Genomic DNA, 12,734 nt, shown 5'->3' with positions numbered 1-12,734 from the left:
CATCAATCGTCGTCATCATCGTCGTCCTCGGGTTTCCATATCAGAGGTCGATAAATTTCCACTCGGTCACCATTTTTCAACGGTGCATCGAGAGTGGTGATCTTGCCAAATATGCCAACCTTCTGGCTGTCGAGTTCAATAGTCGGATACATTTCTAAGATCTTCGAACCATGAATGGCAGTTAAAACGGTCGCCTGTTCATCCACCGTCACGGGAAGCCACACTTGCTCGGTTGGCAAAGCATAAACAACGCTTACTTTCATCCTTGCTCTCCTTGCATATCCAGTTTCTCAAGGCGATTGCTTTCTAAAACCGCAAGCAGTTTCTGCTTCAAAGCCAGAACCAAGCCCAATGCGAGAAAACCGCCGGGCGGAAGGATTACCAGCAACAAACCGTGATAATCAGGAATGACGGTGGTTTCCAAAAACGAAAAACTCTTGCCGAGTAACAAGCTCGCATTACTAAACAAAGTGCCGCTACCAACCACTTCCCGAATACCGCCAAGTACGGTTAGCACCCAAGTAAAACCTAAGCCCATGAACACACCGTCAATAATGGAAGGCACTAAGGGAGAGCGACTGGCATAGGACTCAACCCGTCCCAAAATTGCGCAGTTGGTTACGATGAGCGGAATAAAAAGCCCCAGCACTTTATGCAGTGGATGCAGATAGGCGTTGAGTACAGCATCGATAACAGTCACAAGAGTCGCGATGATGATAACGTTCACGGGGATCCGAACCGCTTTACTTATCACGCCTTTTGCTAGGGAATTGAGAGCATTCGAGAGCACCATCACCACCATAGTCGCTATCCCCAAACCTAAACCGTTGGTGGCACTGCTGGTAACCGCCAGCAGTGGACATAACGCTAATGACTGACTGAGGATAATGTTGTTACTCCAAAGCCCTTGCTGAATGATATTTTTGTACTCACCATTTGACTTATTGCTTGAAGAACAATCACTCATGGTTTGCCTCCTGCTCTTGTGCTAATGCGAGTAGCGCTTTATGGACACCCTTCACCACACTGCGTGGCGTGATAGTCGCGCCACTGAACTGATCAAAATCACCGCCATCTTTTTTCACTGCCCAAAGCGGTGTGTTTTCTAGTGAACGTTTGGCAAAACTCAAAATCCATGAGCTTTTCGCTAATTCGATTTTGTCCCCCAGCCCCGGCGTTTCGCTGTGGCTGATGATCCGAACTCCGAGAATTTCGCCTTGTGGTGTAGTTCCTACCAAATAGCTAATAGGACCGCTGTAACCATCTTGCACGCCACGAATAACCCAGCTGATCACTTCGTGTTGGCTGTTCTCAACCGCAAATAAATCAAACTGTGAACCTTGATACTCAATGACTTTTTCGCTGGCAAACACATCGTTGCTGTACTCCTGCCCCGCCAGTACTTCGCTCAGAAGCGCATTCTGATCTTCTGCGATACGCTGTTCAATCAAAGGCTGGGTAATCCACTGAGTCAGCACCAAAAATATGGCGGCCAGACCGCATGTCACCGCAAGCAAACCTGCTTGGTAGCCAACTTGTTCTTTCCATTTTTCAATCTGCTCCATCATGACGATTTCTCCACCGCAGGATGACGACCAAACACATTCGGACGCATGTAGTAATCAATGAGCGGACTGGCAGCATTCATCATCAATACCGCAAACGCCACACCCTCGGGATAGCTACCAAATGTTCGAATTAACCAGACTAAGAATCCGCAACCCAATCCATACAGCATCTGACCGCGAACACTGGTTGGTGATGTAACGAGATCGGTCGCGATATAGAACGCGCCGAGCATAGCGCCACCACTGGTCCATTGAACCCAAAACGGAAGGTAGCTCTCTGGAGAGATAAAATGCGCCACCAGTGCAGGTGCGCCCAGCCCTAACATAAAACTGGTTGGAATTGCCCAATGAATAATGCGGCGATAGAGCAGATACAAACCGCCAAGCAAGATAAACAGAGCGTTAGTTTCACCGAAACTGCCTGATTGCTTACCCAGCAACAGGTCAATAAATACGATAGGTTCGGTACGCTCGGTACTCAGAGCGGTCGCGGAAGTGACACCATCAAAATGAAACCAAGCATCGGGTACTGAAACCAAGTTATGGCTTAAATCAATGGGAGTTGGGTCTGCCCAAAGCGTCATTTCCACAGGGAAACAGACCAACAACATCACACGCGCTAACATCGCTGGATTGAAAAGGTTTTGCCCTAATCCACCATAGATATGTTTACCCAAAGCGATAGCAAAAACAGCACCAAATACCCCAAGCATGACCGGAAAAGTGGGTGGCAAACTCATCGTCAGTAATATGCCAGTAAGTAACGCCGACCCGTCCATACAAGCAATTGGGTTCTTTTTCATCGCCATCAAGCATAGCCACTCAGCAACTACAGCAGCTAAACAAGTTGCAAGCATTAGCACTACGCTGTTTAAACCAAACTGAAAGAAGCCAAAAATGCAGGCTGGCAGCAAGGTCAAAATCACGGTGTACATGATGCGAGTGCTGGAGTTCGCATTGTGGGCAAATGGCCCTATCGCAGCGTCATACTTAATCATGCTTGCTCCTCCTTCGCTTGTCGTTGAGGTCTGGGTGGTCTTGCTGGGCGAACGGGTTTGTCAGAAACCAATGAGATGCTTTCTTCAACCACTTCAGCACTCTGATTTCTCGCTGGACGAGCCGGTCTTGTTGGACGCTGAGGTTTTAATGCCACCTCATTTACTACAGCCTCAGCTGATACAGACTCGTTTTGCTCAACACTTGGAACTCGGCTAGGTCTTGGCGGTCTCGCTGGGCATTGGTTCACTGACGCTTGTGCCTCAGCACTAGGTACAGGTGTGATGCTAGAAGCATTACCTTGGTTAGAAACAGAAGCTTGGTTAGAAATACGGCTTTGTTCAATGCCTGCGCGAGCAGCTCTTGCTGGACGTGCAGGTCTGCCCGTTTTATCCGCCGCCATATCTGCAATGACAGTTTCTGAAACGGCAGCAACACGAGCAGTTCGAGAAGGACGTGGTGTCGATTTCGCAGCAGCAACAGCAAGCGCCTCTTGTTCTAAGCGTTGCTTGCGAGCTTCATTGAGCGCTTTCACTTGCGCTGATTTTCTCTCTTGCTGAGCGTTAGAATTAATCACTCCTTTGGCGTGCATAAAATACTGCACTAAAGGAATCGAAGATGGGCAAACATAGCTGCACGCACCACAAGACAAACAGTTTTGTACACCAAGTTCTTGAGTGCGTTTGAAATCAGAAACTCGTGTGTACGCGGCCATCTGAAACGGCATTAGATTCATCGGACATGCACGAACACATTGACCACAACGAATACACTCCTGATGTTTGTATTCATCGATCACTTCATCTTCTGTCAGAGCTAGAATGCCACCGACCGTTTTATCTATCGCGGCCTGAAGTGACGGGATCACTTGCCCCATCATCGGTCCACCAAAGATCAAGCGTTCGGTACTGTCACTTAACCCGCCACAATAGTTGATCACATCATTGACGGGTGTGCCAATGGGTATATCTATGTTGCATGGCTGATCAATACCTTTGCCCGAAACCGTCACGATGCGCGAAACCAAAGGTCGTTCAAAACGCACCGCATGATACACAGCGCGAGCGGTCGCAATGTTGTTAACCAGAATGCCGATTTGAGTCGATAATCCACCCGCTGGCACTTCATGACCAGTGAGGGTTTTGATCATGTGCTTTTCTGAACCCATAGGGTAAACACTTGGCACCAGACGGATCTCAACATCCGGTTCGGCATTCGCCGCATGGAACATCTCATCAAAAGCATCGCGCTTGTTGTCTTCAATACCGACGATGGCTTTTTTTGCACCGCTTGCGGTCATCATTAGCTTTATGCCGGCAATGATTTCAGCCGGATACGACTGCATAGTGAGATCATCACAGGTGAGATAGGGTTCGCACTCGCCACCGTTAATGATGAGCGTCTCCACATTCGCTTTGCGTGCAAACATCAATTTGGCGGCGGTTGGAAAACCTGCACCACCCAAACCAACAATCCCCGCTTCTTTTACTCGCTCGATAATTGTTTCAGGGTCGAGGTTAGTGATACTGCCACTGGATGCTGGTTTTCCCCATTGGCGATCTTCGTTTGCACGAATGATGATGGTATCACACTTCACTTTGGCAGGATGGGTAGTCAAATGCTCAGTAATCGCTGTCACAATGCCATTCACTGGCGAATGAACCGGAGCCACCATATCGGTATGCCCGACTGCAATTTTCTGACCGCGATAGACGTGTTCCCCCACAGCCACCAGCGATTTTAAACGTGCGCCATTGCGTAATTGCAAAGGCAAGAAAACATTACGCGGCCAGAAGCCAGTATCAATTTTCTTATCACTGGTTAACTCTTTATAAGCTTTTGGATGGATCCCACCACGAAACGGATGGCCGCTTAAACTCAACATAATCTACTCCTACACCGCGACCGGTAATGTTGGTTTTGGCCAGTACCAACTCGCTGCATCTGGCTGAACTTCAACCATAGATAAACAGCCTTGAGAACAGGCTTTCTGACATAACTGACATCCGGTACACACATCCTTGATAACCGTATGCAGTTGTTTTGGAGCACCGACAATGGCATCAAATGGGCACGCTTTATAGCAGCGGTTACACCCAGTGCACTGGCTTTCTGCGATGTACGCCACCAACGGCTTGTCTTGATCAGCAACATCAATAGATACACCCAGCATCTCAGCAACTGACACTGCCAAGTTCGATCCGCCCGGAGGACACGCATTCGGATTGAGTTCACCTGCCACCATTTTTTCAGCCGCTTGTCGGCAACCCGCTTCACCACATTGCCCACATTGACCTCCGGGCAAAATAGCTTCAATTTGGTCAACCAGTGGATTGCTCTCTACGCGAAACAAAATGGCTGCATAACCGAGCGCGATACCCAGTAAAGCCCCCAGACAGACAAAAAACACTAAAGCTATGATTAACATCGACAGTCCTCCTTGACCGCACCTTATTTGACTTCTACCTAGTTTGACCTCTAGCTTCTTTGACCTATAGCCTACTGAACAACTAGTCAGCGTTGTCGCTTACCTAAGCCATTCCTGAAAAGCCCATAAAAGCCATCGATAGAAACCCTGCGGTAATAAATGCGATGGGTGTACCTTTGAATGCTGCGGGAACACGGCTGAGTACCAGCTGGCTACGTAACCCCGCGAACAAAGTAATCACAATTAAGAAACCCGCTGCCGAACCGACACTGAACATCAAAGTATCGATAAAAGAGAGATCATCCTGAACTGCGAGCAGCGCAACACCGAATACCGCACAGTTAGTGGTGATCAGCGGAAGATAGACACCCAAAGCCTGATACAGAGCGGGGAAACTTTTCTTTACGTACAACTCGGTAAACTGAACCACAGCAGCGATGACAAGAATGAACGCGATAATACGCATGAATTCGAGCCCCAGAGGGCGCAAAATATAAAACTCCAGCAGCCAAGTTGAGACCGTCGCGATGGTAAGTACGAATGTGGTCGCCACCCCCATTCCCACAGCGCTACTGATCTTGCTCGATACCCCCATGAACGGACACAGACCGAGAAACTTAGCCAATACCACGTTGTTCACGAACGCGGCACTGAGCAAAATAATCAATCCTTCAGACATAACTTCATTCCTTTTCTACTAGGGTTAGACCAGGGTCAATTGACCTTTCCCTAGCTTGGTGCATACGTTATGCCAGCCGTCTTTTTTGCACTAAATTGAATCGCACAGCCCTGAAAATACAGATGTTAACGCGCGATTAAGCGCTATTCTCAAGCCCACTTTTGCTTTGTCAGGAAGGTGACAAAGTTCAAAATTTCTCTTTCGTTTGTCTTAAATCAAACAAGGAGGTGTTAGCTGAGCCCAACCATTCCCATGCTTTTTATATGGAATAAGAAATGCATTGTTGCCTATGACGAACGACCAAACAGAGCAAAGGATGGCACTTATGGGACAAGTAGACACACTCTTAGAAGGCGCAACTCCGCCTATTTTCGATTATCAAGCATTTGAACAAATCGTCTCGCATGCGCCAGTCGCGATTAGCATCACCGACCACAAAGGCACTATTCTGTTTGTTAACCAAACATTCTCGGATATCACTGGCTACAGTTTTAGTGAACTCATCGGCAGAAACTCTTCTCTTCTTTCTTACAAAGCCACACCAAGAAGCGTGTACGAAAACTTATGGAAAACCATATCGGAAGGGAATCACTGGCAAGGACAGTTGGTTAACCGCAAAAAATGTGGCGAAGCTTATATTGCTGAAATCTCTATCTCTCGACTATCACACCCTCATGGCGAAGTCTGTTACTACGCGATTCATAAAGACATTACCGAGCGTCACCAACTCATAACCGAACAGAAAAACCAATTTACGATGTTTCAGGCAGTGCTTAACGCCGCACCTATCGCCATCGCACTTGTTGATAGCTCACACCGTGTTCTGTTTAGTAATCAGAAGTTCAGTAATATTGAAAAGAGCATTGGACAGTCTCCGATTGATGCACTGCTCAACAGTTTACTCAACGATTACGGGCATGACTCAGTCGCAGATTTTCTTGGCAAAAAAGACAATCGCTATAAAGGGGTATATATCGAATCCAATGAACCCGTTCGTGAACGTTGGTTTGAGTACGCCTTGGTGAAAACACCTGTAGCAGCCAGCAGTGTGGATTCCTACTTCCTACCTGAAGATGACGACTATACCGTTATCGCAATTTCAGAAAGAACCCGTGAAAAACAACTGGTGGAAGAGCGCCGCATTAACGCCATGAAACTGATGGCGCGCGATAACAAATACGTGCATGCCATGCAGGAAGCTCTAATGGGTACGCTTCATCAATTGCAAGGTCCATTCAACATGATTGAATCGGCGGTACGTATTCTTAAACGTACCAACCCCGCTTGCCCTGGCTTAGTGGCGATGGATGAAGCGATGGATACTGCATTAGATGCAATGCAAGACATCAAACTAGCGATTCCTGAACGCACCAGCGAAGCGTTTCAGCCGGTTAATCTCAATCAGGTCATTCGAGATGTCAGTGACATCAGCACCGATGAACTACTCAAGTCATCGTCTAACTTGGAACTGATTCTGGCGCCTCGTCTTTCAACCATTAACGGTATGTCACACCGCTTGATTCTGGCACTGAAACAGTTGATTGATAATTCAATTGATGCGATTCAGGCGGCGAAAACCAGCGACCGAACCATCATCATCTGCTCTTACGAAAGTGACGGTGAAATTAAGGTGATTGTCGAAGACAGTGGCATTGGTATTGAAGAGTCGCAACGACTCAAAATTTTCCAACCGTTCTTCAGCACCAAACCAAAACACCAAACTGGCTGCCGAGGCATCGGGCTTTCGATTGTGCAGCAGGTTCTGAATGAACACTCAGCCACCATTAATGTCAGCAATAGTGAGCGCTTACGTGGCGCACACATCTGTCTTACTTTTCCCATCAGCCAATGGTGATCGACTATGACAGACGAAATGACTTTATTGAACTTGGAACGTCGGTTACTGGCGGCCATGTACAAGATTTCCAGTGTGCTGAATACCAGCCTCAACTATGTGGAGTCGTCCGATAAAATCCTGCAAGTGCTGCACGATGAGTGCGCTTTGCAATGCGGTATGTTAACGATACTCGACAGTACACGAGACATATTGCTGATCAAATCGGTTCACTCTCCACAACCTAACTCAGCAGCGCAACACAAGCAGGTGTCTTATAAAATCGGCGAAGGATTGGTGGGCGAAGTCCTGCGCCAAGGCAGCTCCATCGTGCTGCACAATCTTGGCAGCGACCAACGCTTTGCGGACAAGCTGGCACTGTATGATTACGAAAAACCGTTTATCTGCGTCCCTTTGAAAGATGCCAATGGCAAAGTGATTGGCGCTTTGTCTGCTCAGCCACCGAAGTTTGTGGAAGGCTTCATCACCCTGCAAACCAACTTCCTGAACATGATTGCCAACCTAATCGCTAAAAACGTTCAGTTGGCATACAAGGTGGAGATACATCAACAGCAATTGGTGGATGAGCGCGACAACTTAAGACGTAAAGTTCGCAACAACTACAGCTTTCGCAATCTGGTTGGACATACCAAATCCATGCGCCAGATCTTCGAGCAGATCCGACTGGTCTCGCGTTGGGATTCTACCGTGCTTATTCGTGGTGAATCCGGTACGGGTAAAGAGCTGGTTGCCAACGCTATTCACTACAATTCACCAAGAGCCAGCTTGCCCTTTGTAAAACTGAACTGTGCAGCTTTGCCAGACAACTTGCTTGAATCAGAACTATTTGGGCACGAAAAAGGCGCGTTTACGGGAGCAGTGAAGCAGCGCAAAGGTCGATTTGAAATGGCGGACAACGGCACGATATTCCTCGATGAAATCGGTGAAACCAGCCCTGCGTTTCAAGCAAAGCTGCTGCGAGTTTTACAGGAGAAAGAGTTTGAACGTGTGGGTGGAACCACCACCATTTCGGTTAACGTGCGCATCATCGCAGCCACTAACCGTTACCTTGAGCAAGAAGTGGCGCAAGGCAATTTCCGTGAGGATCTTTACTATCGCCTCAACGTCATGCCTATGTATTTGCCACCACTGCGTGAACGTCTGCAAGATATACCTGAACTTGCTGAGCACATGATCCAGAACCTGAGTAAAGCGCAGCAACGTAAACTGACACTGAGCGACGAAGCGATTCGTTTGATGATGTCGCACCCTTGGCCGGGTAACGTGCGAGAACTTGAAAACACTCTCGAGCGAGCGTCGGTACTGTGTGAATCAGGGGTTATTGGCCCAGAACTCATCACGCTGAACAAGTCGCAACCTGTTTTCCAAACTCCTGCGCATCAAACGGGCAACTACTTTTCGCAAAATAACCTTGCTCCTAACAATCACAATCAAAGCAATTTTTCTCAAAACAATCATTCCCCAATGAATCCCGCGCATCCTGCTTCACCCAATGGAGCATCAATGCCGGACTATCCTCATTCATCCCAAGAAATGCCAACGGGAGATGAGCGAGACATGGTGATTGATGCACTTGAGCGGTCAGGTTGGGTGAAAGCGAAAGCGGCACGATTGCTTAATATGACACCTCGTCAAATTGCCTATCGTATTCAGATTATGAACATAGAAATGAAACAGATATAGCAATGAAGCAGATTTAGGCAGGAGTGAACACTCATAGATAAAAACAGCCTCTTGGCTAACAAGACATTAGCGAACAGCACATTAACGAACAACAACTGGGAACGTTTGTCTGCTTTCAGACATTGTGGCAGACAAACCGCCCCAACCACTCACCTAACCCTTTGAATATAAGCATCTTTACATCGGAACGAAGCTTGCAGAGCAACCGTATCGTTTGATTTAAGCAGTAAACAAGAGGTAGACATGGAAAGTCATTCTCGCTCTGTAGGGCCGCAACATTCAGCCCAAGATAAGGTGCACCATTTCTTCACCAAACAGGTACAGGAAAAAATTCAGCAGCACCCTTGTTACTCCAAAGAAGCACACCAGTATGCTCGGATGCATCTGCCTGTAGCGCCAGCCTGTAATATTCAGTGCAACTACTGTAACCGCAAATACGATTGTAGCAACGAGTCCCGTCCCGGAGTCGTTTCAAGAGTGATGGACAGTAGTGGCGCCCTAAGACAATTCAACGCAATTAAAAAGCGAGCACCGAACTTAACCGTGGCGGGAATTGCGGGGCCGGGTGATGCATTAGCCAACCCCAAAGCGACCTTCGCAACCCTTCGTTTATTAAAACAAGCTCAGCCCGATGTTCAGTTGTGTATTTCAACCAATGGCTTGGCTTTGGCCGATCATGTGGAGCAACTGGCAGAAGTGGGCGTTCACCATCTCACTATCACCATAAACACCGTAGACCCTGAAGTGGGTGAGAAAATCTACCCTTGGATCTATTTCAATCATCAACGCTTACGCGGCAGAGAAGCAGCGCAAACCTTAATTGAGAGGCAGTTGATTGGTCTTGAAATGGCTGCTCTAGCGGGCATATTAGTGAAGGTAAATACTGTACTGATTCCCGGTATCAATGACCATCACGTGGCGGCGGTCTCTGAAGAAGTCAAAAAACGTGGCGCGCTGCTTCACAACATCATGCCTTTGATTTCAGACCCAAGTCACGGCACCTATTTTGGTCTAAGTGGTCAACGGGGGCCAACCGAAGAAGAGGTCGCACTTGCCCGTGAGCAGTGTGGCGGTCACATGCCACAAATGACTCACTGCCAACAATGCCGAGCCGATGCAGTAGGCATGTTAGGCAACGGTGAATCCCCTTGTTCCAGTGCTTCCCAATCGAATGAGCACGATCAGGCGAATATGAGCAAACCGCCGACCAAGAATAAATTCCGTGTCGCGATTGCCAGTGATGGTAGCGGCAGTGAGCACATTCAGCTTCATTTTGGTCATGCGACATGTTTTGAAATTTACCTGTTCAGTGAGGAATCACAGCAGTTTCTCTATCAGGAAACTCGTCATGTTGAGTTGTACTGTAACGGCAAAGATGACTGCGACGATGGCGGTGACGTAGATAAACAAGCTATGATTCAATCCATCGCTGACTGCCAAATGGTACTGAGTGCCCGAATGGGTATTACCCCATGGCGTGAGCTAGAGAAACTCGGCGTTGAGCCAAATGTTGACTTCGCTTTTCAGCCAGTAGCAACAAGCTTGCAAACTATTGCAAAGGATCTGATTACCAATCAAAACGGGGAGGCTGATTATGAGCTTTGTCATCAGCAATAAATGTGTCGGCTGTCATGCGTGTATGGTTGTATGCCCAAATCAAGCCGTATACCCGGATGCGGATCTCGCCAATCAATTTCACATCCATCCTAAAAGGTGTGATGAATGCTCTGCCCATTACGATAATCCACAATGTGCCAGCATCTGCCCTGTGGAAGAAGCCATTCTTGATAGCGCACGAAACCCACTAAACCCGGTAGGCAGTTTGATGCCCGCAATACTTGAGAGCCAAAAACTAACGCAAACTTTCGGGTCAAAATATGATGGATAAAGTCATCCAAGAGTATTGGCAACCCATATTAGAGAGTTATCAACGGGGCGAAACTGCCCTGCCTCTCTACATGGGTTTAAACCAGAACGGATACGAGACTCTATTGTTAGCCATGGGCTTAGAATCCGTTACTCTTCCGCTAGAGGTGGAATCGAAACTCCAGCTACGATTGGAGCTGCTCAATATGCGAATCGGTGAGTTGGAGGAACTTGAAAGGCTTTTGGTTGAGTCGCTCGAACCATCAATTGCGTTTGGTAACGAAATGGTCACAGTGTTAGCCAGCGCTTGTTTAGGTAACCAACATTTATGGCGAGACTTAGGCATGCCGGAACGCCCTCGCCTTACTGCTCTGTTTCGAGACTACTTTCCATCACTTCATGTCAGCAATAATAAAAACATGCGTTGGAAACGCTTCTTGTATCGCCAATTGTGTGAAAACGGAGGCGACTACGTGTGCCGCTCACCAAGCTGCGAAGAGTGTGCAAGTTATTTCGAGTGTTTTGAAACTCCATAAGCACTAGCCAAGCAATCGAATCGGGTCATTAGGACAGTGAATCATTTGCAACTCAGGAAACATGCGATAAATCTTATACGCTGTTGCTTTTGCCAGTCGAGCGGTAAAGTGGATCTGGTACCCAAAGCCCCACTTCACACTCATACTGGCTCCATTGTCTGCTTGAGCATCGCAATGAGGGTTAATTCTAAGCACCACAGCTTGACCTGGAAACTCAATAGTTAGCATGTTTGTATTAATCATGAAATTGCCATCTTCGGTGCGATAAAACTCAAAATCACCGTTTTTCGAAACCACGTGCTGACAAGTTCGCGCCATTTCATCATCCACCGTTGCAATTCAGAGTATGCAATATTATGCGTCATCAGCATATGGGTTAATGATTTAACTCATCATCAAACACAAACAGGAAAGCACCTACACATCAGCGGGAAAACTCTTATTGAAGTCACTTAAGCCAATCAAAAAGAGCTCAAGTTATGACGGAAACAAGTTAAAAATACTTCTCCAGCCATAGCTCTTAACGCTGAATAGATCCATAATTCGCACACTCGTGAGCGCGTAGTGCTCTCTTCAAGAAACCAGAAATAGAAAAACAGTAATGACAACAGAGTCGACAGCCATTATTGGACTGCATAACCCTAAGAACCCAACCAATGTGGGCGCAGTATTACGCGCAGCAGGTTGCTATAACGCTTCGCAAGTTCGTTACAACGGAACACGCTACAATCGTGCAGCGAAATTCCAAACCGATACCAAAGATGCTCACGAAAGAATTGGCTTAGTGGAAATGGAAGATCTCACCTCGGCACTGGCTGAAGATGTCGAGATCGTCTGTGTGGAGCTGGCACTAGGCGCAGTGCCTCTTCCTCACTTCACTCACCCAGAAAAAGCAATATACGTATTTGGTCCAGAAGATGGTTCTCTTCCGCAAGAAGTTGTCGATACAGCCCATCATGTAGTCTATGTACCAACCACAGGTTGTATGAACCTTGCTGCGACTGTAAACGTGGTGCTGTATGACCGCATGGCCAAAAGCATGGGCAACATCGATCACCACCAGCAGGTGTTAGAAAACCGCGATAACAAGAACAGACTGATAGTAAAAGACTCTGTTTAGGCT

General features: G+C 47.4%; 14 protein-coding genes. 6 read left to right on the top strand and 8 right to left on the bottom strand.

What is annotated here, in order from left to right:
- Positions 1–2: 2 nt before the first annotated feature.
- The 7 genes from G5S32_RS17540 to rsxA all read right to left on the bottom strand — a co-directional run bounded on the left by G5S32_RS17540 (position 3) and on the right by rsxA (position 5,671).
- Positions 3–263 (bottom strand): RnfH family protein, encoded by a 261-nt coding sequence (locus G5S32_RS17540; protein ID WP_042479331.1) that lies wholly within the window; start codon positions 261–263, stop codon positions 3–5.
- Positions 260–967, bottom strand: a complete 708-nt coding sequence (locus G5S32_RS17535; RefSeq protein ID WP_165313454.1) for an electron transport complex subunit E — start codon at positions 965–967, stop codon at positions 260–262. Before G5S32_RS17535 ends, G5S32_RS17540 begins: the two co-directional genes overlap by 4 nt.
- Positions 960–1,568, bottom strand: a complete 609-nt coding sequence (locus G5S32_RS17530) for an RnfABCDGE type electron transport complex subunit G (protein WP_165313453.1) — start codon at positions 1,566–1,568, stop codon at positions 960–962. Before G5S32_RS17530 ends, G5S32_RS17535 begins: the two co-directional genes overlap by 8 nt.
- A complete protein-coding gene (locus G5S32_RS17525; protein WP_165313452.1) occupies positions 1,565–2,566 on the bottom strand; it encodes an RnfABCDGE type electron transport complex subunit D in 1,002 nt (333 codons plus the stop codon). Before G5S32_RS17525 ends, G5S32_RS17530 begins: the two co-directional genes overlap by 4 nt.
- Positions 2,563–4,449 (bottom strand): electron transport complex subunit RsxC, encoded by a 1,887-nt coding sequence (rsxC, locus tag G5S32_RS17520; protein WP_165313451.1) that lies wholly within the window; start codon positions 4,447–4,449, stop codon positions 2,563–2,565. The genes G5S32_RS17525 and rsxC overlap by 4 nt, the downstream gene beginning before the upstream one ends.
- 9 nt (positions 4,450–4,458) lie before the next feature.
- Positions 4,459–4,992, bottom strand: a complete 534-nt coding sequence (locus G5S32_RS17515) for an RnfABCDGE type electron transport complex subunit B (protein ID WP_042479341.1) — start codon at positions 4,990–4,992, stop codon at positions 4,459–4,461.
- 103 nt (positions 4,993–5,095) lie between these two features.
- On the bottom strand, positions 5,096–5,671 hold the full coding sequence (gene rsxA / locus G5S32_RS17510) for an electron transport complex subunit RsxA (protein ID WP_042479343.1): 576 nt from the start codon (positions 5,669–5,671) through the stop codon (positions 5,096–5,098).
- A 325-nt stretch (positions 5,672–5,996) separates the two neighbouring features.
- Between rsxA and nifL the strand changes: the two genes are divergently transcribed.
- The 5 genes from nifL to G5S32_RS17485 all read left to right on the top strand — a co-directional run bounded on the left by nifL (position 5,997) and on the right by G5S32_RS17485 (position 11,611).
- Positions 5,997–7,526, top strand: coding sequence for a nitrogen fixation negative regulator NifL (gene nifL / locus G5S32_RS17505; protein ID WP_165313450.1), 1,530 nt, complete (start codon positions 5,997–5,999; stop codon positions 7,524–7,526).
- A 6-nt stretch (positions 7,527–7,532) separates the two neighbouring features.
- Positions 7,533–9,209 carry a nif-specific transcriptional activator NifA gene (gene nifA, locus G5S32_RS17500; protein ID WP_165313449.1) on the top strand — a complete coding sequence of 559 codons (1,677 nt, stop codon included), beginning with the start codon at positions 7,533–7,535 and terminating at the stop codon, positions 9,207–9,209.
- A gap of 243 nt (positions 9,210–9,452) precedes the next feature.
- Positions 9,453–10,826 carry a nitrogenase cofactor biosynthesis protein NifB gene (gene nifB / locus G5S32_RS17495; protein WP_165313448.1) on the top strand — a complete coding sequence of 458 codons (1,374 nt, stop codon included), beginning with the start codon at positions 9,453–9,455 and terminating at the stop codon, positions 10,824–10,826.
- A complete protein-coding gene (locus G5S32_RS21730; RefSeq protein ID WP_165313447.1) occupies positions 10,804–11,097 on the top strand; it encodes a 4Fe-4S dicluster domain-containing protein in 294 nt (97 codons plus the stop codon). Before nifB ends, G5S32_RS21730 begins: the two co-directional genes overlap by 23 nt.
- Positions 11,087–11,611 carry a nitrogen fixation protein NifQ gene (locus G5S32_RS17485; protein ID WP_165313446.1) on the top strand — a complete coding sequence of 175 codons (525 nt, stop codon included), beginning with the start codon at positions 11,087–11,089 and terminating at the stop codon, positions 11,609–11,611. The genes G5S32_RS21730 and G5S32_RS17485 overlap by 11 nt, the downstream gene beginning before the upstream one ends.
- A gap of 3 nt (positions 11,612–11,614) precedes the next feature.
- Here G5S32_RS17485 and G5S32_RS17480 read toward each other — a convergent pair whose 3' ends face one another.
- Positions 11,615–11,929, bottom strand: coding sequence for a hypothetical protein (locus tag G5S32_RS17480; protein ID WP_165313445.1), 315 nt, complete (start codon positions 11,927–11,929; stop codon positions 11,615–11,617).
- 283 nt (positions 11,930–12,212) lie between these two features.
- On the opposite strand from G5S32_RS17480, the gene G5S32_RS17475 reads away from it, so the two are divergent.
- Positions 12,213–12,731 (top strand): RNA methyltransferase, encoded by a 519-nt coding sequence (locus tag G5S32_RS17475; RefSeq protein ID WP_165313444.1) that lies wholly within the window; start codon positions 12,213–12,215, stop codon positions 12,729–12,731.
- Positions 12,732–12,734: the final 3 nt, after the last annotated feature.

Origin of the sequence: Vibrio ziniensis (genome assembly GCF_011064285.1) — a bacterium.
GTDB lineage: Bacteria > Pseudomonadota > Gammaproteobacteria > Enterobacterales > Vibrionaceae > Vibrio > Vibrio ziniensis.
This window is presented reverse-complemented; position numbering and strand designations above follow the sequence as displayed.